Below are 25063 nucleotides of genomic sequence, written 5' to 3'. Positions count from 1 at the left end.
CTGTAAGGCGCAGTATGATCGCGGTGGCGACGCGCGCCGGTACCCGGGAGGAGACGAGCATGGGCCGACTTGGACCCTGGACACCGACGACGGTCGAGGAGCGGCTCGACCGCATGGAGTCGCTGGCCGAGATCCGCCAACTCCCCTACCGGTACGCGCTGGCGCTCGACTCACGGGACATGGACGCCGTCGCGGACCTGTTCGTGCCCGACGTGCGGGTGGGGCGCGACGAGTCCGGCCGCGCGGCACTGCGCCGCTGGTACACCGAGGCCATGCGGGCCTCCAGAACCACGATCCACCAGGTGACCAACCACATCGTGGACTTCGACGACGCCGACCGCGCCAGAGGCGTCGTCTACTGCCGGGACCAGCTCGAACGGCCCTCGACCGGCCAGTGGGAGGTCGGGGAACTGCAGTACTGGGACGACTACCTGCGGGTGGACGGCGAGTGGTGCTTCCGGCGGCGGAAGTTCCACCGCTGGTACCTGGCCGACGCACTGTCCAGACCCGCGCACGGCACCGGCGTGAACGACGGCAGCGACCCGCTGGGCGCCCGCCAGCTGCCCGAGTCCTTCCCGACCTGGGCGCCGTACTGGGAGACCGCCGACAGCCACTCCCGCCATGCGCGGACCGACTGATCGCCGTTCTCGTGCCCGGGGCTGTGAAATCCGAAATGTGAATGGCTTGAGTTCGCCCTGACCGCCTCCCCCGCGTCTCCCTAGGCTGCGACCGCTCCCGGACTTCACAGAAACCTCATGGTTTCTCCACAGTCCGGTTGCGCAGCCACCCCCCACCCCTAGGAGAGACCATGACCGGTGGATTCCTGCTGAGCGGGGCGATAGCCGCTCTGCTCACCACCGCACTGCCCGCGCAGGGCTCGTCCGGCGGGTTCGAGGACCCGCCCCCGGACAAGATCGTCATCAAGGTCGCCACCGTGAACGGCTCCGGCTGCCCGCAGGGCACGGCCGCGGTCGCCGTCTCCGAGGACAACACCGCCTTCACCGTGACCTACAGCGACTACCTCGCCCAGGCCGGCGGCGGCTCCGACCCCACGGCGTTCCGCAAGAACTGCCAGCTCAGCCTGATCGTCCATGTCCCGGGCGGTTTCACGTACGCCATCGCCAGCGCCGACTACCGCGGCTTCGCCTCGCTCCAGCCCGGCGCGAGCGGCACGCAGAGGGCCTCGTACTACTTCCAGGGCTCCTCGAGCACGGTCTTCAAGAACCATTCCTTCACCGGCCCCCGCGACGACAACTGGCAGGCCACCGACACCACGGACTGGCCCCAACTGGTGTACGCACCCTGCGGAGTCCAGCGCAACTTCAACATCAACACCGAACTCCGGGTGACCGCGGGCAGCCAGGCCCCGGGCAAGGTCAGCTTCATGACGATGGACTCCACCGACGGGGACATCAGCACGGTGTACCACCTGGCGTGGAAGGAGTGCCCGGAGTCCTGATCGGTTACGGCGAAGTCGAGTACGGACTCACCGGCTGCCCAGGCCCACGACCAGAACACCTGCTCTTGGGCCTGGCGCAGACCGACTGGCCGCCGTTTCGACGACGGCGCGGCGCCGGCGACGGTTCCCGGATGGCCGCCCCATATCCTGTGCGACGTACGGACTGGAGGTTCCGGTCGGCGGCGGAGGCCCAACACCAATGATCACCGGAGTCACCAGGGAGCCCGCAGCATGACCGGCACCACGGAGGCCCTTGGCGGGTCGGCCGCGGTCGACAACGCAGCACGAAGTGTCACGCGCCCGTTCTACGTATACGCCGTGCTCGCCAACTCGCTGTTCCAGCGCGGCGTATTCGTCCTCTTCCTTCAGCAGCGAGGCTTCTCCGCCGGACAAGTGGCCCTACTGCAGACACTGCTGTACCTGGTCAGCGGACTTGCGGAGTTACCGACGGGAGTCATCGCCGACCGAATCGGCAGGCGTGCCGGCGTCGTGATCGGCCAGATGCTGATAGCCGGATGCCTGCTCGGCCAGGGGACGTTCTCCAACTACTGGGTGTTCCTGGCACTGTTCGTCGGGCAGGGCGTGGGCATGGCATGCGTGTCCGGCTCGGACACCGCCCTGCTGTACGACCTGCTCGTGCGGCGTGGCGCAACGGCCGACTACGTCAAGATCAAGTCCCGGTTCACCATGCTCGGGACGGTCACCTCGGGAGCCGCCATCGTCCTCGGCGGCCAACTGCAGCGGATCTCCTGGGGAGTCGTCTACGTCGGTTCGGCGGCGTGCCTCGTCCTGGCCGTGGTGGTGCTGATGTCACGGGTGCCCGAGATCCGCGGCGCGGACGCGGTGGACGAGCAGGACGGAACCGAGGGGCACGGCGACGCCACGGCATGGCGGGCGATGCTTCGGGTCGCCACGCCGGCGCTCGTGACGCTTGTCGTGGTGTCCGGATTGATGCATGCGACTTTGACGCCGTACATCATCTTTGCGCAGAAGACCCTCTCCGATCAGGGAGCGGGCACCGCATTGGTCAGCGTGGTCATATCGGCGGGATTCTTCGCCGGCGGGCTCACTCCGCTGCTGTCGGACCGCGCGGACCGGCGCATCGGGTATCGGGTCATGGTCCCGGTGTCCCTCCTGACGCTCGCGGCGGCACTCGGCCTGAGCGGCCTGGGCCTTGTCTGGGTCACCATCGCCGCGTTCCTGGCCCTGGTCGGGATTCCCGAGATCACCGCGGTGATCGTGGACAACGTGTTCAACGAGGCCGTGCCGTCGCGCCACCGGGCGAGCCTGCTGTCGATGATCGCGTTCGTGGAGTCGGCGCTCATCGGCATCGGCTATCTCGTCCTCGGCGCGCTCATGGACGGGCTGGGCTCCAGTGCGGGCATGGCCACCTACGCCGCGGTCCCCCTGCTGGCATGTCTCCTGTGGCTCCCGGTGCTCTTCCGAGGGGCACGGGTGACCAGCGAGACAGAGAAGCCCGCCGACCAAAAGGCATCCTGAAACAGACCATCTCGAGCAATGCCCTGCCCGATGGCAGGGGCATTGCACGTTGACATGTCGCTCCCAGTCGACGACGGAGCTGTCATCGCGACGATCAGCGCCAGGGTCAATTCACGGCGAAGCCATTCCGGCAGCATTGGGATTGGTCCGGTTCGCCGGTCTCATGGGTGACGTGGCGTCATGTCCGTTACGCAAAGGGATCCCGGTGAGCGGCAGGAATCGGCAGGTGATCCAAGTGGTGCGGTGGCGGCGCGACTTGAGCGCCGGAAAGCTGGCCATCGAGCGCGTCTACCTGATCACCAGCCTGAGCGTCTTCGATGCCACCTGCACTGAACTGGCCACCTGGATCAGAGGCCACTGGGGCATCGAGAACATCCTGCACCACGTCCGGTACCGCACGTTCCGCGAGAACGACTCCAAGGTCCGCACCGGCCTCTGCCCCGCACCACGGCTTCCATGCGCAACCTTGACATCATCGCCTTCCGCCAGGACGGCCAGACCGACGTCGCTGCCGCCCTCCGCCACACCGGCCGCGATTACCTCAGGCCCATACGAGCCCTCGGCCTCACGTGACACACCCGGACAGATCCCGATCACGCGATGACCCTGGTCGGGTGTGGTCCTGAGGACGGGGCGATATGGGATCGCGTGAGGCGGTCGCCAACTGGCACGCTGCCGCCATGGATCACGCGGAAGTACTACTCATCGGCGGGCGGGCCGGTGTCGGCAAGACGACGGTGGGGTGGGAGGTTTCGGCGTTGCTGCGCGCTGCGGCGGTCCCTCATGCGGTCATCGAGGGCGACTTCATGGGGCAGGTGCATCCGGCACCAGAGGGGGACCCGTACCGTTCGGAGATCACTGAGAGGAATCTGACCGCCGTATGGGAAAACTTCGCCCGGCTCGGCTACCGGCGTCTGATCTACACGAACACTGCGAGTGTGCTGCCTGAGGCGACGGGCATGTTTGAGCGCGCCATGGGGGCGAATGTGCGGATGACGCGGGTCCTGCTCACCGCCTCCGACGCCACCGCTCGCGAGCGGCTGGTGGGCCGGGAACTCGGCTCGGAGCTGGAAAAGGAGGCAAGCAGCGTCCGTAAAGGACCGCTCCTGGACCAGCGGGCCACCGCAGGGACGGTGCGGGTGATGACGGACCTGCGGCCTGTCATAGACATCGCACGGGAGGTGGTGGCCGCAACCGGCTGGGTCGGGCAGCATTCCTTACGCGGCTCGTGTCGCACTTGTGGGCCGGTCCGGGAGCGGACGCGGCCACCGGTGAGCATCGGTATGGCGGCGGGTGTCCGCCTGAGTGATGGCGTCCAGCGTCATCGATGCGGTTCCGTGGTGGTCGTCGACCATCCATCCCGTCCCTGCGGACCGACGTGTGTGGCCGGCGCTTACCGGATGCGCCGGCGGCAGGAACGCGCGCACGAGTTGATGACCGTCCTGGTGGATGCCAAGGGAGCAGAGTTCCTGCGGACGACCACCAGCCGCCCGTGGGAGATGCCAGGCGCCCCGGAGGTCCGGCTCCTTCTACGCGACCACGCGCGCCCGGCGCGGACGTCCACGAACGAACGTCCGCGCCGGGCGCGGCTGCTGGCCTCCGGTATGGAATGGCCTCGGCGAAACGATCAGGTGACCGGATCCTCGGCCAGGATCGCGTCGCGTGTCACCTCGAAGGCAGCCTCCGCTTCAGGGTCACGTTCCATCATGCGCTCCCAGAAATCTCCTGCGATCCATTCCTTCGGCCCCATGCTCAGCCCGCCTCGCTGGTAGATCTCCACCCTCCATTGGGAAGGAATGACGTCAGACACCTGCTCGAAGTAGTTCCCGCTGTATAGGCCAGCGAGGTCGCCTGGCGAGTGCTCGATTCGCAGAGAGGAAGAACCGTCACTCCGAACATGCAGTTCGAGTACGACGTATTCCTGCCCTGGAACGAAGTGGTATCTGCCATCAGTAGGATTAGGAGGCGCGTCCGGGGCGCCCAGGTAACGGACTCTCACTTTCTTTCCCCTCCACCGAGCTTCACCTTGTAGTCGTAGTAGTAAACTTCTCCACTCACTTCATTTCTGTAGAAATGAATGTCGAGAGTTCCCTCGCCTCCCGGGGTATTGAGTCGCGGAGTAGCGTACTTACCCCACTGGTCAGCACCACCGTGCGCTGCGAAGTATTCCTTCAGATGGGGGTTTCCCATCTTGGAGCCCTCTTGAATTTTCGTGGAACGCGCGATGGTCTCCGTAGTCAGGTCACCCTCCTTGGTGAACATTTTGGCCGCTGCGGCTGCGTCGACCTCGTACTGGAGTTGTTTCGCAAGCCGGGCCCCGCTGGCAGCGTTTGCGGCGCCAGACGGCATGCTTCCACCTGCGGCGCCGCCTGTTCCTATTTCAGCTACGACTCCAGCGCAACCTGCAGGGTTGGCCAGGCATGCTGCGCTGATCTCTGGACCGACAGCTGCAACGACCGGAGCGGCAACTACTGCCGCCGCTACGCCCACGACGACGCCTAGCACGATTTTCTGCCAGGTTGCGAGCTCCGGCGTGTCCGGTAGATCGTGTGCGTTCGAGTCGTAGTAGGGGTTCGTTCCCATTGCCCAGCAGGATTTACACTGCGATCCGTCTTTTCGCTCTGGCTTGGGGTCAGGTCCCTTCTTGAACACGATCTGCGCCGACTTGTGACCCCCGTCCGTGCGGACGGTGACGGTCATGGTGCCGCTTCCGGTACCGCCGCCCGCCTTCGGGTACTGGTACGTCTGGGTGTAGGTCTGTGTGTAGTGCCACTCCCACCCGTTGCTGTTCTTTGTGTAGTACTCAGTGCCGCCGTTGCAGTGGCCTGAGGCACCGCCGCACATGCCATCGGGACGGAGCCCCGTGGGATCGGATCGGGTGACAGGGGTGTTGTTGGCGTACGCGTAGCCGTTGAGAGATTCGTGGTCGTCGGGGGCGAGGACGGGGTCGACGGAGAGGAAGCGTCCGATGGCCGGGTCGTACTCGCGGGCGCCGATGTGGGTGAGTCCGGTGTCGGCGTCGGCGGGTTTGCCGAGGAATCCCTTGTCGTCGGGCCAGGCCGGCGGCGTCGCGCCGCGGGCCTCGCCGAATGGCTTGGTGTAGCGGCGGCTGACGGCCTGGGTGGTGGCGTCCACCGTCATCGAGGCGGTGCCGTGGTGGTCGTCGACCATCCAGGACAGGCCGGCCTCGGTGCGGACGGCGGTGGCGTCGCCGGCCGGGTAGTAGCGCTGAGCGGTGAACTTGTTGGTGCCTGTGTCGTAGTGGAGTTCCTGGCCGGCCAGGTAGAGGACGGTCTTGGCGGGGCCACGGCGGATCAGGAGTTCGCCGTTGGCGTCGTAGAGGTAGCCGGTGGTCTTGGTGCCTTCGGTGAGGCGGGTAAGTTCTCCTTCGATGTCCCAGGTGAGGGTCTGCGCGGTGCCGGTGGGGCTGTAGCGCTTGGTGGTGTTGCCCTGCTCGTCGTAGGTGTACGTCTTGGCGGTGGCGCCGTTGACGGTGCTGGAGGTCAGGGTGTGGGGCTGGCCGGCGCCAGAGGTGTTGACGGCGGGGTAGCCGTAGCCGGTTTTGGTGTCACCGGCTGTCTTGTGGTCGGTCTGGGTGTCGCGCAGGCCTCCGGGCTTGTAGGTCCAGCTGGTCCAGTACGGGGCGGGACCGCCGAGGGCGGTCGCCGAACGGGCGGTGGTGCAGTCGTTGGAGGACGGGGTCCAGGCTTCGGACAGACGGCGGGCTGGACGTCACGACACTTTGCCGAAGCCCTGGTCGCGGGAGCGGGAGCGGTACTCGCCGGGGGGGCATGCCGCGGGCGCGGCGGAAGGCGTGCGGGGAGCCGTATCCGACGGCGCTGGATATCGACTCGACGGCTCGCCGGTGTCGCGGAGCCGGAGGGACGCCAGGTCCATCCGCCACTGTGTCACGTAGGTGCCCGGTGTCTGTCCGAGGGCGTCCCGGAAGTGCCTGGACAGTGTCGCTCGGCAGACCCTGATCTCGGCGGCCGGCGTCTCCGTGGTCCACGGGCGTTCCGGTTCGCTGTGGACACACGTCAGAGCGGCGCGCACGACCGGGTTCCGCATCACCCCCAGCCATGAGCCGGGCTGCCCCTGCGGATGACGGGCCAGCCAGGCGCGTACGAACTGTACGAGCAGGAGGCCGACGCGTCTGTTGACTGCGGCGGTGGTGCCGATCTGCGGCTGTGCGAGTTCCGCGATGAGAAGCTCCACGGTCCTTTGGAACTGCGGGTTCTCCCGCGCCGCGACATGTATCGGCCGGGCGAGTGCGGTGAGCACAGGCGCTGCTGAGCTGGGGTTAGGCATCGCGGTATCGCGATGCCTAACGCCTGACGGATGATCCGCCAGTTGTCACACGGTCATCGGACGGCGACGGTCTCCGTGGTCTCCGCCTCGTCCGCGGTGGCGCGGTCTGATCCCTTCGGCCCGCGAAGAGCGACGTAGACGAGCAGCACGCCCATGACGGCGACGCCTGCCCACATGGCCTGCTGCCAGCCGTCGACGAAGGACTGCTGCGCGGTGTGGATCAGGTCCTGGGCGTGGTCGCCAGTGCTCGGGGCCACCTCGACGGCGTTGGCGATGCCTTCGCGTGCGGTGTCCGCGGCCCCCTGGGGGATGCCGCCGAGCTTGTCATCGATGGCGCTGCGGTAGCCGCCCGCCAGGAGCGCGCCGAGCATCGCGACGCCCAGGGCGGTGCCGAATTCGCGGGTGACGTCATTGAGGGCCGAGGCAACGCCCTGCTTGGCGCGGGGCAGGGAGCTGGTGATGGCCTCGGTGGAGGGCGTCATCGACAGGCCCATGCCGATGCCCATGGCGAGCATGCCGGCGAGGATGGACAGGTAGCCGCCGTCGACGGAGACGAACAGCGCCATCAGCGCGAGGCCGAAGGTGGACAGGGCGACGCCCACGGTCATGGTGGAGCGGGCGCCGATCTTGGCGGCCATCTTTGGGGCCAGGCCGGACGTCATCATCATCATGATTGCCATGGGCATCATCGCCACGGTGGACAGCAGACCCGACCAGCCCAACACGGCCTGGAAGAACGGGAAGAGGACGACGGCGATGCCGGCCTGGACGCCGAAGACGACGAGCAGCGTGATGGAGCCGCCGGCCAGGCCGCGCTCGCGGAAGAGGCGTACGTCCAGCAGGGAGGCGTCGCGGCGGCGCAACTCCCAGGCCACGAAGGCGATGGCGGCGACGACACCGACGGCCAGGCTGATCAGGGAGACGGGGTCGGTCCAGCCGCGCTCGGGGCCTTCCTGCAGGACGAAGATGAGTCCGATCACGGCGATGGTGGATACCACCGCACCGATGGTGTCGAAGGAATGGGTGGAGCGTTCGCGGGAGTTGGGCACCGACTTCAGGGTCATCACCAGCGCGACGACGACCAGGACCACGGGCAGCACGAACAGCCACCGCCAGTCCGCGACGTCCACGAGGAGCGCGGAGAGGAACATGCCCAGGATGCCGCCGCCTCCGGCGACACCGGTCCACACACCGATCGCCTTGCCCCGTTCCTGCTCGGGGAACGTGGAGGTGATGACGGCCAGCGTGATCGGCATGATCATCGCTGCGCTGATGCCCGCGGCCAGGCGGGCGCCGATCATCACTTCGGCTGACGGGGCGAGCCCGGCGACGACGCCGGCCGCGCCGAAGATGATCAGTCCGGTGATCAGCATGGGCTTACGGCCCAATCGGTCACCGATCGCGCCGAGCGGCAGCAGCAGGGCGGCCAGGGCAAGGGTGTAGATGTTGATGATCCACAGGACGGTGGTCTGCGAGGCGCCCCATTCGACGGCCATGTGGGTCTGGGCGACGTTCAGGCCGGACACCGAGGCGATGACGGCCATCAGCGCGATCGAGACGGTGATCAGGATCGCACGCAGCTGACGCGCGTCCGGCGTGCCCTCGCCGCTCACTGGCGCGGCCGCCGCCTGGGGAGGCTGGTTGCTACTCATGTTTTCCTCTCAAAAAGGGCATGCGGAATCAGCGCCGGACAGGGCCGGTCGCCAAGAGGGGCTGAAGAGGGGGCTCGTCGCGGGGACCGCCGGCTGCGGTCCGCGCGGATCAGTACGAGGGTCAGGCGGGGGTGTTCGCGGCCTGGGCGGCGGCTAGGGCCGCATCGGTATCGGCGGTGGCCAGCAGAGCGTTGATGTGGGATCCGGCCAGGGCGCCGGCCGCGGCGGCCGCACCGACCTGCGCGGTCAGATCGGTGGCGTTGCCCGCCACCCACACGCCGGGGACGTCGGTGGTGCCGGCCATGGCGGAGGTGAAGCGGCGGCCCATGTTGTCGGGCAGGTCCTCCATCGGCAGCTTGAGCCCGTCCAGGCCCTCGGTACGGGCCTGCAATCGGGTGGCCACCGCGATCACGCGCCGGGCGACGAAGGTGCCGTCCACCAGGCGCAGACCGGTCAGGGCGCCGTCCTCCTCGACGGCTTCCCGCACTTCGGTCTCGACGACGCGGATGTCGCGGGCGGCGAACCGGCCGCGCGTGGCCTCGTCCAGGTCGGTGCCGTTGGTGAAGTACACGAGGTCGTCGGTCAGCTGACGGAACAGCAGTGCGTGGTGAAGGGAAGCGGGGCTGGTGGCGAGGATGCCGATGGACTCGTCGCGCACTTCCCAGCCGTGGCAGTAGGGGCAGTGCACGACGCTGTGGCCCCAGTGCCCGGCCAGGCCCGGCACCTCGGGCAGTACGTCGCGCAGACCGGTGGCCACCAGGACGCGGCGCGCGGTCACGCCGCGGCCGTCGGCGAGGGTTACGGTGAACCGCAGATCACCCTCGACCGGTTCAGCGGGCTCGGCGGAGGCGACTTCACCGAAGATGATCTGCCCGCCGTATTCGCGGACCTGCCGGCGCCCGCGCTTGAGGATCTCGGTCGGCGGGGTGCCGTCCAGGACGATGAAGCCGTGCATCGCTGCGGAAGGTGCGTTGCGCGGGGTGCCGCTGTCGATCACGACAACCGAGCGGCGCGAACGGGCGAGCATGAGCGCGCCGTTCAGGCCCGCGGCGCCGCCGCCGATCACCACCACGTCCACTGTCGTGGCGGGCAGGGTGTCGCTCTCGTCGCGGGAAGTCTGCGCGGACACGTCGCGCCCCTTTCGTCGTAGGTGGCCCCCGTGCTGGGCCAGCTGTATTCGACGTTAAGCACATATTGCAGCTAGGGCATACAATCTTGCCTATGACGCAAGAAGATGGAGCGCTGGACGGCCTCGTACGCAAACGGATCCGCGCACTGCGCGTCGCACAGGGCTGGTCGCTGGAAGAACTGGCCACTCGCGCCAACCTCAGCCAGTCCTCGCTGAGCCGGATCGAGAACGGGCAGCGCCGCCTCGCCCTGGATCAGCTCGTCACCCTCGCCCGCGCCCTGGACACCACCCTGGACCAGCTGGTGGAGAACGCCGCCGACGACGTCGTCATCAGCCCGATGATCGATGCCGCCCACGGCCTGATGCGCTGGCCTGTAAAGGGCGACCCCGGCATGAGCGTCATGCGTCAGCGCATGACCGAACCGCCGCCGGACAATCCCGCCCGCATGCGCGCCCACCCCGGCCGCGAATGGCTCGTCGTGCTTTCCGGCACCGCGATCCTCATGCTCGGCCACCGCCGGTTCCGCGTCGAGGCCAACCAGGCCGCCGAGTTCCCCACCATGATGCCGCACGCGATCGGGGCCGAGGGCGGCCCGTGCGAGATCATGGGCATCTTCGACCGCGACGCCCGCCGCGGCCACCAGCGTGACACCGGCGACAGCAGCGAGTGCGACGGCGCGCAGGGGCCCTGCGAGTAGCAGCTCGCGGCTCCACCAAGCACCTGAGCAAGATTCTCGTTCTCCGTCGGCTGTAACAGCGGCCCGGCTGTCGCACGCTCACGCCACACTTCGAGCCATTGGAACTACTCGTTCAGTGCGGAAGGGGCCGCGACACGAACTCGGCCCAGGCGGTGGGGGAGAGGGCGAGTTGCGGGCCCTTACGGTCCTTGGAGTCGCGTACGTGGATGGTGGCGGGGGTGAGGGCTACCTCGACGCAGTCGCCGTCGCCGCTGCTGCTGTACGTCGACTTCTGCCAGGCAACGGCGACCTCGACGCAGTCGCCCTGGCTGCCGCTGCTGTAGCTGCTCTTGAACCAGGCCAGGTCCGGCGTGCTGCTCATAGCGCTCCTCGCATCCGCTTCAGCAGGCTCTTCGAGTCCTCCGGGGTGAGAGCCTGCGCGCGCAGTTTTCCATATCGCTGGCTGAGAACGCTGATCTCTTTCCGGTCGGAGATGAGGCGGCTGTTGTTCTGCCCTTCCGAGTAGGCGAACCACTGGTTCTCCGGCGTCTCCAGCAACTGCAACGGCCCGTCGAGACCCGGGTGGTCGGGCTGCCGCAGCGGCATGATCTGCACCTGGAGGTTCCAGTGCCGGTCGATCACCCGCAGCAAGTGATCGAGCAGATCCCGTGTGACCTCCTCGCCGCCGGTGTGGCGCTCAAGCAGCGCCTGCTCGAAGATGAAGCTGAACGCGCAGGGTGGTTTCCGCCGCGTCGACAGCAGCTCCTGTCGGGCCAGCCGCGCGGCGATCCGCTGGTTCAGCTCCTCCTCGTCGGGAACCGGCGGCACGCTCAGCGACACTGCCCGTGCGTACGCCTCCGTCTGCAGCAGACCTGGCACGACCCTGCACTCGTACGTGTCCAGGTTGATCGCCACTGCCTCCATCCGCGCCCACTGCCGAAACCAAGCCGCCAACCCAGGCTGCCGAGCCAGATGCCCCGCCGCCTTCCGCAACGCCCCCGTGTTCCCCAGCACGTCCTCCGCCCGGTCCACCAGCGCCGGATCCGGCATCCGGCGCCCCAACTCCACCGACGCCACCGTGTGCTTGGAGAACCGGACCAGGTCCGCGAACTCCTCCCGGCTCAGTCCCGCGTGCTCGCGCAACGCCTGGACGACCGCCCCGAAGGTCCGCAGACTGTCGGACGACTCCGGCTCGCTCCCGCCCGCACCCACCGCTCCATCGACCACCATCGGTCACCTCCCGCGCCCATGGTCACGGGCAGTCACCAGTACTGTCCAGCCCGTGACCGCGTACGCCCGCGCAGCGTACGCGGCGCCGACCTGGTGAAGTGGCCCTCGCGCCCGCCAGATTGGGCGCATGACACCACCCCCCATCCGCCAAGGCCCGGTTACCGTACGTGTGTTCAGTCAGCGTCTCAGCTCCACGCCCCGCGGTGCCCGCCTGGCCCGCCGCCTCGCCCTGCACCAACTCCACGCCTGGGGCATCCCGCACGGCAGCGACGTCTCCGACGCGGTCGCCGTGATCGTCGCCGAGCTGGCCGCCAACGCGGTGACACACGGACGTGTCCCGGGCCGGGACTTCGAGCTACGGCTCGCGCTGGTCACCGGGAGCGTGCGCGTCGAGGTGACCGACACCTGCACGGAACCCCGTCCGCCGGCCGCCTCGGGCGTACGGACTGCGGGGCCGCTGGACGAGGACGGCCGAGGCCTGCTCCTGGTCGACGCCCTCGCCGACCGGTGGGAGGTCGTGGACCGCGAGCCGCCGCCGGGCAAGACCGTGCGCGCCGAGGTCGACCTGCCGGGGTGGCTGTCTCTGACGGCTCGTCAAGGTAGCGTGGTGTGACAAAAGGGTCGGAAAAGGGCGAAAAGGAGTGCGAATGGGGCTGACCGTGCGCGTCGAGAAGCGCATCGCCAAGGACTTTCCCGGGCGGGACGGCCAGATCGTGGGGGAGCTTCTCGCCGAGCTCGTGCACCACCTGACCGAGCGGGGTGACCGGGAGGACAAGGAACGCATCGCCGCCGCGACGCTGCTGTGCGGCCGGGGGCGGGTGGACCGCCTCCTGGACGCCGTGCAGCTGGCCAAGGAGGACTGGCGGGACGTGCTGGTGGGAGCCGGTCTGGCGGACCAGGGCTGGCGTGAACGACTGGAGGCGGACTTCGGCCCGGCCGTCTGAGTGGGCTCCGCCGCGCCCGCCGGGCCGGGCCGTCGGCCGGGCGGGCGCCGGCTCACAGGTGGGGCTGCGTGGACCGCAGGCGGCTGCGCGGACCATTGACGCGCAAGGGCTTCGATTCTACGGTCCGTCCGAAGTTCTGATCGTCGATCGATATATCGAACGAACCGAACAGGCCGAACGGGCCATACTCCCCCCCACACAAGGAGACCCGCGTGAGCCGCACCTCCCGCACCCCCCGCACCCCCCGCATACCCCGCACGCCAGCCACCCCCCGCACTCCCCGCACCCCCCGAACCTCCCGCAGAGCCGCCCTCCTCACCCTCCCCGCCGCCGTGCTCCTCGCCCTGATACCGAGCACCGCCTCGGCGTACCCCAACCCCGGCCGCGTCACCGGCGACGTCGTCGTCCACGACCCCACGATGGTCCGCTCCTCGGCCGGCCGTTACCTGCTGTACGGCACCGGCGGCGGCCTCGGCTACAAGAGCTCCACCGACCGGATCGCCTTCACCAACGGCGGCGACGCCTTCTCCGCCAAGCCAGGCTGGTGGTCCTCGTACGCCACCGAGGCCTGGGCGCCCGACATCTCGTACCACGGCGGCAAGTACCTCATGTACTACGCCGTCTCCACCTTCGGCTCGAACAAGTCGGCCATCGGCCTGGCGACGTCGAGCACGGGGCTGCCCGGCTCCTGGAGCGACCAGGGCACCGTCTACACCTCCACCACGTCCAGCGACTACAACGCCATCGACCCGAACCTCTTCGTCGACGACGACGGCAAGTGGTGGCTGTCCTTCGGCAGTTGGTGGACGGGGATCAAGATGATCCAGATCAACCCGTCCACCGGGAAACAGTTGTCCTCCAACACCACCCGGTACTCGATCGCCTCCCGCCCCACCGGGACCAAGGCGGTCGAGGCGCCGTACGTCGTCAAGCGGGGCGGCTACTACTACCTCTTCGCCTCGTACGACACCTGCTGCGCCGGCACCAGTTCGACGTACAAGGTCAAGGTCGGCCGCGCCACCGGCGTCACCGGGCCGTACTACGACAAGAGCGGCGTCGCGATGACGAACAACGGAGGCACGCCCGTCCTCGAGACGCACGGCAGCGTCATCGGCCCCGGCGGACAGTCGATCATGAACGACTCCGACGGCGACCTGATCGTCTACCACTACTACGACGGCAACGACAACGGCACACCCAAGCTCGGTATCAACCTGCTGAACTGGAGCAGCGGGTGGCCGGTGGCGTACTGACGCACACCCGGGGGCGTGCGCGGAAGAGCTAACCCGCCTGACCCATCCCCGCCGCGTTCGGCCAGCTCTGCGCGTTGGGCCAGCCGGTGGCGGCGGCGGGGGTGAGGTCGGGTACCGGCGCCGGGCCGGTCATGCCGCGGACCTGGGCGGCGGTGAGGCCGCCGCGGGCCGGGACGCCCGGCGGGGTCGGGCCGGTGGCGGCGGCCGCCGCCGGGAACGGCGTCGGCGCCTGGGCGGGCATCGGTGCCGGCGCCGGTACGGGCGTGGGCATCGGCGCCGGTGCCGGTACCGGCGTGGGCATCTGCGCGGGCATGGGCATCTGGGCCGGCGCCGGCGGAGCCGGCATGCCGAACGGCTGGGGCGCTGCCTGGGCCACCGCCGGCATCGGCATCTGGGGGGCACCGCCGGGCTGAGCCGGCCGGGCCGGCTGGCTCGGCTGGCTCGGCCGGCCGGACTGCGCCGCCGCGGGCATCGGCATGCCGGAGCCTATGGACGGGGCCGCGTGCAGTCCCTGGCCACCGGCGGCCACCGCCTGGGCCGCCAGGCCCTGCATCCCGCCACCGTTGGTGGCACCGACCAGCCGGTCCACGGCCGCCGTACCCGAGCTGTAGCCGGTCCCTGTGGCCAGTTCGGGCACGGCGGCTCCCCTCCTGGTCCCGTAGAGCACCTGTTCCAGGCCGGACACCAGGCGACGCACGTCCACCTGGGGGCGCACCACGAGTCTCAGGAAGCGGCTGGAGGAGCCGATCTTGTTGCCGCACTCGCGGACGAGGATCCGGTGCTCGGTGAGCATCCGGTCCCGGACCACGGTGCCTTCGGCGCCGACGGGAAGGCGTACGAAGAGGAAGTTGCCCTGGGAGGGGTAGACCGTCAGGCCGGGCAGGTTGGCGAGCTGGCCGGCCATGTCCAGGCGGTCCCGGCGGACCTGCTGGAGACTCTGGGCGTACTCGGAGCCGTGCTCCTTCAGCATGAACACCACATGCTCGGCGAAGGAGTTGAGGTTCCACTTGGGCAGCATCGAGCGGATCCGGCCGGCCAGGGCCGGGTTGGCGACGAGATAGCCGAACCGTATGCCGTGCAGGCCGAAGTTCTTGCCGAGGCTGCGCAGCACCACCACGTTGGGCCGCAGCATGGCCTCGTGGACGACGCTGGGTTCGACCTCGGCGTCGGCGAACTCCAGGAAGGACTCGTCGATGACGACCAGGTCCAGGTCGGCCATCGCGTCCATGAACTGCACGATCGCGTGCTTGTGCAGGAAGCCGCCGTCGGGGTTGTTCGGGTTGCAGATCACGGCGACGCGGGTGCCGCGGGCGCGGATGAACTCGGCGTACTGGGCGAGGTCCAGGGCGAAGCCGCTGGACTCCTGGAGCGGGAACATGTCGACCCGTTTGCCGGTCTCCATCGGCTGGTCGGTCCAGCGACCGAAGGTGGGGACGGGGATGGCGAGCGACTCACGCACCAGCAGGTGGTCGATCCAGGTGATCAGCTCGGTGGAGCCGTTGCCCATCGCCACGCACTGCGGGGGGAGTTGGAGCAGGTTGCACAGCTCGGCCGTGATGGTGTCGGCGCTGCTCGGGTAGTACGTGATGATGTCGCGCAGCCGGGACGCCATGGACTCGAACATGGCCGGGGTGGGGAAGTACGGGTTGCAGGGAATGCAGAAGTCGACCGGACCGGCTCCCTCGCCGCCCTCCCGAGTCAACGCCGCCATCGACGGGCTGTGCGCCGCGGTGCCGCGGAACAGCGAGGTGACGTTGTCAGCCAAGGGAGCCTCCGTATGGGGCGGGCCTGGCGGGGACGACCGGGCCCGTCGTCTTGGGTGGCCCGCGCGGGGGAGCGCGGGCCACCCTTAGATACGGAGGCTGGGGTGGCGCCGTTCAACGCGTGTGAAAGGAGCGTGACCTATCAACTTCATCCGGCGGACGCGTCGACGGTGCCGGCCGCGGCCCTACGCGCCGAACGTGTGGACCGTCGTCGTCTTGTACGTCTGCCCAGGTCGCAGCACCGTGGACGGGAACGACGGGTGGTTCGGCGAGTCCGGGAAGTGCTGCGTCTCCAGGCACAGGGCGTCGCCCTGGCGGTAGGTGCGGCCGCCGGTGCCGGTCAGGGTGCCGTCGAGGAAGTTTCCGGAGTAGAACTGCAGCCCCGGCTCGACCGTGGCGATCTTCAGGGTGCGCCCGGAGGACGGGTCGCAGAGGGTCGCCACGTGCTCGGGCTTCGCCGTGATGCCCTTGTCGAGGACCCAGTTGTGGTCGTAGCCCTGGGCGAGGATCTGCTGCGGGTGACCGTCCCGGATGTCCCGGCCGACCGGCTTCGCCTTGCGGAAGTCGAAGGGGGTGCTGGAGACCTTCGCCAGCTCACCGGTCGGGATGAGGCCCGAGTCGGTGGGCGTGTAGCGGCCGGCGGCGATCTTCAGCTCGTGGTTCTCGATCGTGCCGCTGCCCTCGCCGGCCAGGTTCCAGTACACGTGGCTGGTCAGGTTGACGACGGTGGCCTTGGTGGTGGTGGCCTCGTAGTCGATGCGCCAGTCGCCGTGCCGGGTGAGGGTGTACGTCACCTTCACCTTGAGCGTGCCCGGGTAGCCCATCTCGCCGTCGGCGCTCGTGTAGTGCAGGTGCAGACCGACGTCGGAGCCCTTGGTGAACGGCTCGACGTCCCACACCCGCTTGTCGAAGCCCTGGGCGCCGCCGTGCAGGCTGTTGGCGCCGTCGTTGACGGAGAGCTGGTAGCTCTTGCCGTCCAGGGTGAACTGGCCCTTGGCGATGCGGTTGCCGTAACGGCCGATCAGCGCGCCGAAGTACGGGGTCTTGGCGACGTAGTCCTCGATGTTGTCGAAGCCGAGGGAGACGTTGGCGTAGCGGCCCTTGCGGTCCGGGATCTCCAGGGACTGGACGACGCCGCCCCAGGAAAGGACCTTCATCCGCGTGCCGCCGTTCTCCAGCGACCAGCGGTACACCTTCGTGCCGTCGGCCAGCTTGCCGAAGAGCTCCTTCACCGGCTTCCTGCCTCCCGTGGCGTGTGCTGTGCCGCCGAGCGCCGTGGCGGCTAACCCTGCCGCCGCGGCTCCTGCGATGACCGTGCGTCTGTTCAGTTCCATGTGCGGCTCCGCTTCATCGGGAAACTGCTGGGAAATGAACCGGGCCCCGCCCTTCGGCGGGGCCCGACCAGGCTACGAACCGACCTTGCGCTTGTTCCACACGTCGAATCCGACCGCCAACAACAGGGCCAGGCCCTTGATGACCTGCTGCCAGTCGGTGCCGACGCTGAGGAGGTTCATACCGTTGTTCAGCACACCGAGGACGAGACCACCGATGATCGCGCCCAGGACGGTACCCACACCGCCGCTCATGGACGCGCCACCGATGAACGACGAGGCGATGGCCTCGAGTTCGAAGTTGAGGCCCGCCTTCGGTGAGGCCGCGTTCAGGCGGGCGGCGACCACCAGACCCGCCAGGGCCGCGAGCACGCCCATGTTCAGGAAGACCAGGAAGGTGACCTTCTTGTCCTTGACGCCGGACAGCTTGGCCGCCGGCAGGTTGCCGCCGATCGCGTAGATGTGGCGGCCGAAGACGGCATTGCGCATGAGATAGCCGTAACCGACCACCAGCACACCGAGGACGATCAGGATGATCGGCGCGCCCTGGTAGCTGGCGAGCAGCATCGTCACGGCGAGGACCGCCGCCGCGATGGCGACGAGCTTGAGCAGGAAGGCGTTCCTCGGCAGCACGTCCAGCAGGAACTCCTGCTGGCGCTTGCGGTCGCGGATCTCCTGGTAGACCACGGAGGCCAGCAGCACGAGGCCCAGCAGCAGCGTGAGGTTGTGGTAGTTGGTGTCCGGGCCGACCTCCGGCAGGAAGCCGTTGCCGAGCTTCTGCAGACCCTCCGGGAACGGGCCGAGGGTCTGACCCTCCAGGAAGATCTCCGTCAGACCGCGGAAGAGCAGCATGCCTGCCAGGGTCACGATGAAGGACGGTATGCCGAAGTACGCGATCAGGTAGCCCTGCACCGCACCGGCCACCGCGCCCAGCACCAGGCACAGCACCAGGGCGACCGGCCAGGCCACATGGTGTTCGACGGTCAGCACGGCCGCCGTCGCGCCCACGAACGCCGTCAACGAGCCGACCGACAGGTCGATGTGGCCGGCGATGATCACCAGCATCATGCCGATCGCGAGGATCAGGATGTAGCTGTTCTGCAGCACCAGGTTGGAGACGTTGCGCGGCAGCAGCAGGTCGCCGCCGGTCCACACCTGGAACAGGATCACGAGCAGGGCGAGGGCGATCAGCATGCCGTACTTGCGCATGTTGCGGCGCAGTCCGCCGAGCATCAGCTGCAGCAGACCTTCGCCGGTGGCCGATCCGCTCTTGCCGGGCGGCGCGGGCGCCGGGGTCTTGGCGGTCACATCGGTGCTCATCGGGTTACCTCTTTGTCCTTCGTCATCTGACGCATCAACGCTTCCTGGGAGGCCTCGGCCCTCGAGAACTCGCCCGTCAGCCGCCCGGCGGCCATGGTGTAGATGCGGTCGCACATGCCGAGCAGCTCCGGCAGCTCGGAGGAGATGAAGACGACCGCCTTGCCCTCGGCCGCCAGCTGGTCGATGACCGTGTAGATCTCGTACTTGGCGCCCACGTCGATGCCGCGGGTGGGCTCGTCCAGGATCAGCACCTCCGGACCCGCGAAGATCCACTTGCTGAGGACGACCTTCTGCTGGTTGCCACCGGACAGCTTGCCCACCGGCTCGAAGACGGTCGGCGCCTTGATGTTCATGGACTTGCGGAAGCGTTCGGAGACCTGCCGCTCCTCGTGCTCGTCCACCACGCCCCGCTTGGCGACCTTGTCCAGGGCGGTCAGCGAGATGTTCCGGTTGATGGTGTCGATGAGGTTCAGGCCGTAGTGCTTGCGGTCCTCGGTGACGTACGCGATGCCGTGTTTGATGGCCTCCGCGACGCTCTTCGTACGGATCTCCTTGCCGTCCTTGAGGACCGTGCCGCCCGCGTACCGGCCGTAGGTGCGCCCGAAGACGTTCATCGCGAGCTCCGTGCGGCCGGCGCCCATCAGGCCGGCGATGCCGACGATCTCCCCGCGCCGTACCTGGACAGAAACGTTGTCGACGACCTTGCGCTGCTGGTCGACCGGGTGGAACACGGTCCAGTCCCGGATCTCCAGGGCCGGGGCCGCGCCCACCTCCGCCTCGTGCGGGGTGCGCTCGGGGAAGCGGTGGTCGAGGTCGCGGCCGACCATGCCGCTGATGATCCGGTCCTCGGTCGTCTCCGGCGCCTTCACGTCGAGCGTCTCGATGGAGCGCCCGTCGCGCAGGATCGTCACCGAGTCGGCGACCTTGCGGATCTCGTTCAGCTTGTGGGAGATGATGATCGAGGTGATGCCCTGCTTCTTCAACTCCAGGATGAGATCGAGGAGTTTGCCGCTGTCCTCGTCATTGAGGGCCGCGGTCGGCTCGTCCAGGATGAGCAGCTTCACCTTCTTGGAGAGCGCCTTGGCGATCTCCACGAGCTGCTGCTTGCCCACGCCGATGTCGGTGACGGGGGTCTCCGGGTGGTCGGTGAGACCGACCCGGCGCAGCAGCTCGGTGGCGTGCTTGAGCGTCTCGTTCCAGTTGATGAGCCCGCCCTTGGCGTGCTCGTTGCCGAGGAAGATGTTCTCCGCGATGGAGAGGTACGGCACCAGAGCGAGCTCCTGGTGGATGATCACAATGCCGTGCTGCTCGCTCGCCCGGATGTCCTTGAACTCGCAGACCTCCGACTCGAAGAGGATCTCGCCCTCGTACGTGCCGTGCGGATGGACGCCGGAGAGCACCTTCATCAGGGTGGACTTTCCGGCGCCGTTCTCACCGCAGATGGCGTGGACCTCGCCTTGGCGGACGGTCAGGGTGACGTCCGACAGCGCCTTGACGCCGGGAAAGGTCTTGACGATCGAGCGCATTTCCAGGACGGGTCCCGCCATGGTCGTGCCTTCCAATCTTGGGAGCCGAGGGCTTACTTGACCTGGTCAGCCGTGTAGTAGCCGCCGTCGATCAGCACCTTCTCGTAGTTGGACTTGTCGACGCTCACCGGCTGCAGCAGGTAGGCGGGGACGACCTTGGTGCCGTTGTCGTAGCTCTTGGTGTCGTTGATCTCGGGCTTCTTGCCGTTGAGCGCGTCGTCCACCATGTTCGTGGCGACCTTGGCGAGCTTGCGGAGGTCCTTGTAGACCGTCATCGTCTGCTGACCCGCGATGATCGACTTCACCGAGGCGAGCTCGGCGTCCTGGCCGCTGATGACCGGCAGCGGCTTGCTCGCGGAGCCGTAGCCGTCCGACTTCAGCGCGGAGATGATGCCGATGGAGATGCCGTCGTACGGCGAGAGCACCGCGTCGACCCGGCCGCTCTTGTAGGAGGAGGTCAGGACGTCCTCCATGCGGTGCTGGGCGGTGGTGCCGTCCCAGCGCAGGGTGGTGACCTGGGTGAGCTTGGTCTGACCGGACTTGACGACGAGCTTCTTGCTGTCGATGTACGGCTGCAGGACGCTCATCGCGCCGTTGAAGAAGTACCGGGTGTTGTTGTCGTCGTTGGAGCCGGCGAACAGCTCGATGTTGAACGGGCCCTTGCCGTCCTTCAGGCCGAGCTTGTCGGCGATGTAGCCGCCCTGCAGCTTGCCGACCTTCTCGTTGTCGAACGACGCGTAGTAGTCGACGTTCTTCGTACCGAGGATCAGGCGGTCGTAGGAGATCACCGGGATCTTGGCGTCGGCGGCCTGCTGCAGCACGTTGTTCAGCGACTTGTTGTCGATGGCCGCGATGATCAGGCCCTTGACGCCCTGGGTGATCAGGTTCTCGATCTGCGAGACCTGCTGGTCGGGGTCGTCCTCACCGTAGACGAGCTTGGTCTTGTAGCCCTTGGCCTGGAGTTCCTTGACGACGTTCTTGCCGTCCGAGATCCAGCGCTCTGAGGACTTGGTCGGCATCGCGATGCCGATGGTCCCGCCCTTGGCGCTGCCGGCCTTCTCCTCGCTGCCGCCCTCGCTGCTCTGTCCGCAGGCGGACAGGGTGAGCGCGAGGGAGGCGGAGGCGGCTATGGCTGCCAGTGTGGCTCGACGAGTACGCATGATCATCATCCTTGATGTCGGGACGGGCTCGGTCTGGCGGTGCGGGATGGTCCGTGGCGCCGACAGGAAATGAGACCGAGGAAGAGGGTGTGTCGGATTGTGTGCGGCTGCGTCGCCTTTTGTGAAGAGGCCTTGTCCGGAACGTTATGAGGGTGTTTCGAACCGACGCAGTACGCCCGGCAGCCGTGAGCCGAGCGGCGCCATGTCGCCGTCCACTCCGTGCCGTGCCAGCAGGTCCAGGGCGAGCCGGCCGCGCCGCACCCGCTCCCGGGCCGAATTCAGGGTCACATCGCGCAGGTGGTGCCCGTAGGGGTAGATCGCCGGGGCCTTGGACAGACCGAATTTCAGGTAGATCGGTGCGCCGCGCCGGATCAGCTCGGCGACCTCGTACATCCGCACATAACCGCCGAGATCGTCGGGTGCCTCGATGTACATGTCCATCGGGGCGCCCGACACCCGCCGGATCTCGGTGAGGTGATCGAGCGTCAGGTCGCTGGGCACGTTGACGGAGTCGGCGCCCAGGTTCTCGTAGACCGCGTACGCGGCCGGGTTGACCGGCCCGATGAGGGCGCTCACCTTGAGGGTCGTGTCGGCCGGGATGATCCCGGCCACCCGCGCCCGGTGCAGCGTCCACAGCACGCCCTCGTCGGCGACCAGGAGGCACTTGACGCCCAGCTCCGTGGCCCGTACGGCGTCTTCGACACAGCCGGCCACCGCGTCGTGGCCGCGGGCCCTGAGGCCCCCGCCGCGCGAGTCGGTCCTGGTCGAGCCGCCGATGTCCCAGGTGCCGCGCGGGCCGGTGAACAGGCAGAGCTCGATGTCGCGCTCGGCGGTGGCCTCGACCATCTCGGTGATCTCGGCGTCGGTGAGCATCCACACGCCGCTGCCCTGGCTGATCCGGTGGATCGGCACATCGAGGCGCGAGGACTCCTTGAGGACGACGGCCAGCGCTTCGGGACCCTCGCAGGAGGGGACCTCGGTGCGCCAGCGGCCGCCCTCGGGGAAGGTGTGCGGTGAGGCGTCGGCGGGATCGAGGGCGGGTGCACCCAGGCCGAGGGCGGTGAGCGCCTGCTCACCGGGCCTACGGGCTGCCGTGGTGGAAGCGTCGGTCACAAGTTGTCCTTAGTGTTCGGTATGTCGGACGAAGTTCGCGGCTCGGGGTGGACGTGGGGGGCACCGGGACGGGATGGAAGAGGTGGTGGTACGCCGGTCCGGGGGCCGTCAGGTAACCCTCGGACCGGCGTACGTCTAGGGGTGCAGCAGCACCTTTCCGACCTTCGGATCACCGGACCCGACCAGCTCGATGGCCTGCGGGAACCCGGCCAGCGGCAGCTCGTGCGTGACCAGCGGCAGCGGATCGAGCAGTCCGGCCCCGAACACCCGCACCGTGTGCGCCCAGGCGTCCGGCGGCGCCCCGAAGACGGTGTGCACCTCCAGCTGCCGTACGACCAGGTCCGTCGGGTCGAGACCCTCGGCGCCCGGCGCCGGGAGCCCCGTCAGGACCAGGCGTCCGCCGCGCCTGAGCAGGGAGGCGGCGGTGCGTGCGGCGGACGCGGACCCGGCGGTCTCGATGACGACGTCGAAGTCGTCGGGGAGCGGCTGGTCCTTCGTACGGAAGTCGCTCGCCCCGAACTGCCGCGACAGCGCCTCCCGGTCGCCCCGGGTGCCCACCACCAGCAGCTCGGCCGGGGAGCCGGCCTTCAGGAACTGCACGGCGAACATGCCCAGCGTGCCGGTGCCGACCACGGCCACCCGCTCGCCCGGCAGCGCGTTCGCCTTGATCGCGGCGGCCGCGATGCACGCGGCCGGCTCCAGCAGGGCCGCCGCCGTCAGGTCGGCGTCCTCCGGCAGGACGTGCAGCAGACGCGCCGGGAGGGTGAGCGTGGTCGCCATGGCACCCGGCTGGGTGAACCCGGTCTCCTCGTACCCCGCCGTGCACAGCGTCGTCTCGCCCGCGTGGCAGCGGTCGCACACCTGGCAGTTGCGGAACCCCTCCCCGACGACCTTGCGGCCGACGAGGGAGGAGGGCACCCCGGCGCCCACGGTCTCGACCGTCCCGGACCACTCGTGGCCGGGGGTCAGCGGGTAGCGGACGTACCCCTCGGGCCGGTTGCCCTGGTACACCTCGCGGTCGCTGCCGCAGATGCCGACGGCGTGCACGCGCACCAGGGCCTCGCCGGCCTCCGGCTGCCGGGGCGTGTGCTCGGTGAGCCGGTGCTCACCGGGTGCCTCGATGACGACGGCGGCGGGGGCAGTCACTTCTTGGCACCCTTCGGGTTGCGCTGCTCCCAGCCCTCGGCCCACAGGTCGAAACGGGCCTGCTGCTGCGGGAACTCGGCGGCGGCGTCGGTGTCCAGCTCGACGCCGAGACCGGGCGCGTCCGACAGGTGGAAGTACCCGTCGATCACCTGGGGCGCCCCCTTGACGACCTTCTTGATCTCCGCGTCCGCGAAGTCGTTGAAGTGCTCCAGGATCTTGAAGTTCGGCGAGGTGAAGCCGACCTGGAGGGAGGCGGCCGTCAGGACCGGGCCGCCGACGTTGTGCGGGGCCACCAGCATGTAGTGCGTCTCGGCGGTCGCGGCCAGCTTCCGGGTCTCCCAGATGCCGCCGATGTGACCGACGTCCGGCTGGATGATGTCGACGGCCTGGCTCTCGAACAGCTCGCGGAACTCGATGCGATCGTGAATCCGCTCACCGGTCGCGACCGGGATGTCCACCTTGGCGGCGACCTTCTCCAGCGCCTTCAGGTTCTCCGGCGGAACCGGCTCCTCCAGCCACGCGGGCTTGAAGGGAGCGAGGTCCTTGGCCAGCCGGACGGCGGTGGCGGGGGAGAAGCGGCCGTGCATCTCCAGCATCAGCTCGGCGTCCGGACCGATCGCGTCACGCACGGCCTCGATCAGGGAGACGGCGTACAGGCTCTGCTGGTGGTCCAGCTCGAAGTGCCCGGTGCCGAAGGGGTCGATCTTGAGCGCCTTGTACCCGCGCTCCATCACGCCCTGCGCGGCCTTGTGGTAGGCCTCCGGGGTCCGCTCGGTGGTGTACCAGCCGTTGGCGTACGCCTTCACCTTGTCCGTGACCTTGCCGCCCAGAAGCTGCCACACCGGCACGCCGAGAGCCTTGCCCTTGATGTCCCAGCAGGCCATCTCGATCACAGCGATCCCGGACATCACGATCTCGCCGGCCCGCCCGTAGTCGCCGTACTTCATACGGCGCACGAGGTCCTCGACGGCGAACGGGTCGGAACCGAGGATGTGATTGGCCTGCGCCTCCTGCAGATAGCCGATCAGCGCGTCGGTGTGGCCCAGCATCCGGGTCTCGCCGACTCCGGTGATGCCCTCGTCGGTGTGCACCTGGACGTACGTCAGGTTGCGCCACGGCGTCCCGACCACGTGTGTGCTGATTCCGGTGATGCGCACGGCAGTTGCCCCTTGCTGCGTCGTCTGCTGCTTCGTCTTCTTCGTCTGCTGCGGCGGCTCGATGGCGTGTGTTCGAAATTTCGTCACACGTTCGAAATGCTGACGTGACAGTAAGGACGGGGTGAGGGGGGTGTCAATGGTTCCAGCACATAACGGTTTCGACACTGCTTTCGACAAGGATTTCGGCGGCGGTTTCGGCGCGATGTCGGCCCTGACCGCAAGCGGCCGCACCGGAGCGCCCGGTTCCCTACACAACTTTCACAGCTGTGACTAGGAACGTGTCCTGAGCGCAATTTAATCTTCCCGCGTCATGGACTACTGCCACCCGTGCCGAAGGCACCTCAACGGCGCCCTCGCCTGCCCGGGGTGCGGCGCACCTGCCGAACGGCCACCCG

General features: G+C 68.3%; 21 protein-coding genes and 2 pseudogenes. 9 read left to right on the top strand and 14 right to left on the bottom strand.

The genetic code is table 11. The features are described 5' to 3' along the window. Positions 1 to 59: 59 nt before the first annotated feature. From ACIBK3_RS04125 to ACIBK3_RS04105, 5 genes and pseudogenes are all read left to right on the top strand, one after another. The gene (locus ACIBK3_RS04125) at positions 60 to 638 is read left to right on the top strand and encodes a nuclear transport factor 2 family protein (RefSeq protein ID WP_399361632.1); all 579 of its coding nucleotides are present in this window, start codon (positions 60 to 62) and stop codon (positions 636 to 638) included. Positions 639 to 808: 170 nt separating this feature from the next. Then, entirely contained in the window at positions 809 to 1459 is a 651-nt protein-coding gene (locus ACIBK3_RS04120; protein ID WP_399361630.1) for a DUF4360 domain-containing protein, read from the top strand. A 231-nt stretch (positions 1460 to 1690) separates the two neighbouring features. Beyond that, entirely contained in the window at positions 1691 to 2959 is a 1269-nt protein-coding gene (locus ACIBK3_RS04115) for an MFS transporter (protein ID WP_399361629.1), read from the top strand. 226 nt (positions 2960 to 3185) lie between these two features. Then, positions 3186 to 3563 carry a hypothetical protein gene (locus ACIBK3_RS04110; RefSeq protein ID WP_399361627.1) on the top strand — a complete coding sequence of 126 codons (378 nt, stop codon included), beginning with the start codon at positions 3186 to 3188 and terminating at the stop codon, positions 3561 to 3563. 76 nt (positions 3564 to 3639) lie between these two features. Further along, positions 3640 to 4173, top strand: a pseudogene (locus ACIBK3_RS04105) (hypothetical protein); the annotation flags it as partial. Positions 4174 to 5272: 1099 nt separating this feature from the next. Here ACIBK3_RS04105 and ACIBK3_RS04100 read toward each other — a convergent pair. The 4 genes and pseudogenes from ACIBK3_RS04100 to ACIBK3_RS04085 all read right to left on the bottom strand — a co-directional run. Continuing rightward, positions 5273 to 6682 (bottom strand): annotated as a pseudogene (locus tag ACIBK3_RS04100) (RHS repeat-associated core domain-containing protein); the annotation flags it as partial. A gap of 9 nt (positions 6683 to 6691) precedes the next feature. Continuing rightward, positions 6692 to 7267: a cupin domain-containing protein gene (locus ACIBK3_RS04095; protein ID WP_399361625.1), complete on the bottom strand. Its 576-nt coding sequence runs from the start codon at positions 7265 to 7267 to the stop codon at positions 6692 to 6694. A 53-nt stretch (positions 7268 to 7320) separates the two neighbouring features. Next, on the bottom strand, positions 7321 to 8919 hold the full coding sequence (locus ACIBK3_RS04090; protein WP_399361623.1) for an MFS transporter: 1599 nt from the start codon (positions 8917 to 8919) through the stop codon (positions 7321 to 7323). Positions 8920 to 9040: 121 nt separating this feature from the next. Further along, positions 9041 to 10048 carry an NAD(P)/FAD-dependent oxidoreductase gene (locus ACIBK3_RS04085; RefSeq protein ID WP_399361621.1) on the bottom strand — a complete coding sequence of 336 codons (1008 nt, stop codon included), beginning with the start codon at positions 10046 to 10048 and terminating at the stop codon, positions 9041 to 9043. A 92-nt stretch (positions 10049 to 10140) separates the two neighbouring features. Between ACIBK3_RS04085 and ACIBK3_RS04080 the strand changes: the two genes are divergently transcribed. Then, entirely contained in the window at positions 10141 to 10746 is a 606-nt protein-coding gene (locus ACIBK3_RS04080) for a helix-turn-helix domain-containing protein (RefSeq protein ID WP_399361619.1), read from the top strand. Positions 10747 to 10858: 112 nt separating this feature from the next. Here ACIBK3_RS04080 and ACIBK3_RS04075 read toward each other — a convergent pair whose 3' ends face one another. Together ACIBK3_RS04075 and ACIBK3_RS04070 are read right to left on the bottom strand one after the other, a co-directional pair. Then, positions 10859 to 11107 carry a DUF397 domain-containing protein gene (locus ACIBK3_RS04075; protein WP_399361617.1) on the bottom strand — a complete coding sequence of 83 codons (249 nt, stop codon included), beginning with the start codon at positions 11105 to 11107 and terminating at the stop codon, positions 10859 to 10861. Further along, positions 11104 to 11955 carry a Scr1 family TA system antitoxin-like transcriptional regulator gene (locus ACIBK3_RS04070; protein WP_399361615.1) on the bottom strand — a complete coding sequence of 284 codons (852 nt, stop codon included), beginning with the start codon at positions 11953 to 11955 and terminating at the stop codon, positions 11104 to 11106. The genes ACIBK3_RS04075 and ACIBK3_RS04070 overlap by 4 nt, the downstream gene beginning before the upstream one ends. A 127-nt stretch (positions 11956 to 12082) precedes the next feature. Here ACIBK3_RS04070 and ACIBK3_RS04065 point away from each other — a divergent pair, with 127 nt between their 5' ends. The 3 genes from ACIBK3_RS04065 to ACIBK3_RS04055 all read left to right on the top strand — a co-directional run bounded on the left by ACIBK3_RS04065 (position 12083) and on the right by ACIBK3_RS04055 (position 14152). Beyond that, complete coding sequence (locus ACIBK3_RS04065) at positions 12083 to 12568, top strand: ATP-binding protein (RefSeq protein WP_399361614.1); 486 nt, start codon at positions 12083 to 12085, stop codon at positions 12566 to 12568. Between the two features lie 34 nt (positions 12569 to 12602). After that, a complete protein-coding gene (locus tag ACIBK3_RS04060; protein WP_399361612.1) occupies positions 12603 to 12899 on the top strand; it encodes a hypothetical protein in 297 nt (98 codons plus the stop codon). Between the two features lie 248 nt (positions 12900 to 13147). Further along, positions 13148 to 14152, top strand: coding sequence for an arabinan endo-1,5-alpha-L-arabinosidase (locus tag ACIBK3_RS04055; RefSeq protein WP_399362111.1), 1005 nt, complete (start codon positions 13148 to 13150; stop codon positions 14150 to 14152). 28 nt (positions 14153 to 14180) lie between these two features. Here the strand turns inward: ACIBK3_RS04055 and ACIBK3_RS04050 are convergent, their stop codons facing one another. The 8 genes from ACIBK3_RS04050 to ACIBK3_RS04015 form a co-directional block, all read right to left on the bottom strand. Beyond that, on the bottom strand, positions 14181 to 15917 hold the full coding sequence (locus ACIBK3_RS04050; RefSeq protein WP_399361610.1) for a pyridoxal phosphate-dependent aminotransferase: 1737 nt from the start codon (positions 15915 to 15917) through the stop codon (positions 14181 to 14183). A 183-nt stretch (positions 15918 to 16100) separates the two neighbouring features. After that, positions 16101 to 17249 carry an aldose epimerase family protein gene (locus tag ACIBK3_RS04045; protein ID WP_399361608.1) on the bottom strand — a complete coding sequence of 383 codons (1149 nt, stop codon included), beginning with the start codon at positions 17247 to 17249 and terminating at the stop codon, positions 16101 to 16103. A gap of 72 nt (positions 17250 to 17321) precedes the next feature. Next, positions 17322 to 18566, bottom strand: a complete 1245-nt coding sequence (gene mmsB / locus ACIBK3_RS04040) for a multiple monosaccharide ABC transporter permease (RefSeq protein ID WP_399361606.1) — start codon at positions 18564 to 18566, stop codon at positions 17322 to 17324. Beyond that, positions 18563 to 20113, bottom strand: a complete 1551-nt coding sequence (gene mmsA, locus ACIBK3_RS04035) for a multiple monosaccharide ABC transporter ATP-binding protein (protein ID WP_399361604.1) — start codon at positions 20111 to 20113, stop codon at positions 18563 to 18565. Before mmsA ends, mmsB begins: the two co-directional genes overlap by 4 nt. A 32-nt stretch (positions 20114 to 20145) precedes the next feature. Further along, complete coding sequence (gene chvE / locus ACIBK3_RS04030) at positions 20146 to 21252, bottom strand: multiple monosaccharide ABC transporter substrate-binding protein (protein WP_399361602.1); 1107 nt, start codon at positions 21250 to 21252, stop codon at positions 20146 to 20148. Between the two features lie 144 nt (positions 21253 to 21396). After that, entirely contained in the window at positions 21397 to 22365 is a 969-nt protein-coding gene (locus ACIBK3_RS04025) for a hypothetical protein (protein WP_399361600.1), read from the bottom strand. A gap of 135 nt (positions 22366 to 22500) precedes the next feature. Continuing rightward, positions 22501 to 23511, bottom strand: coding sequence for a zinc-binding dehydrogenase (locus ACIBK3_RS04020; protein WP_399361599.1), 1011 nt, complete (start codon positions 23509 to 23511; stop codon positions 22501 to 22503). After that, positions 23508 to 24668, bottom strand: coding sequence for a mandelate racemase/muconate lactonizing enzyme family protein (locus tag ACIBK3_RS04015; RefSeq protein WP_399361597.1), 1161 nt, complete (start codon positions 24666 to 24668; stop codon positions 23508 to 23510). Before ACIBK3_RS04015 ends, ACIBK3_RS04020 begins: the two co-directional genes overlap by 4 nt. Positions 24669 to 25063 lie beyond the last annotated feature (395 nt).

Origin of the sequence: Streptomyces sp. NPDC050287, from assembly GCF_044459385.1 — a bacterium.
In the GTDB taxonomy this organism is placed as follows: domain Bacteria; phylum Actinomycetota; class Actinomycetes; order Streptomycetales; family Streptomycetaceae; genus Streptomyces.
This window is presented reverse-complemented; position numbering and strand designations above follow the sequence as displayed.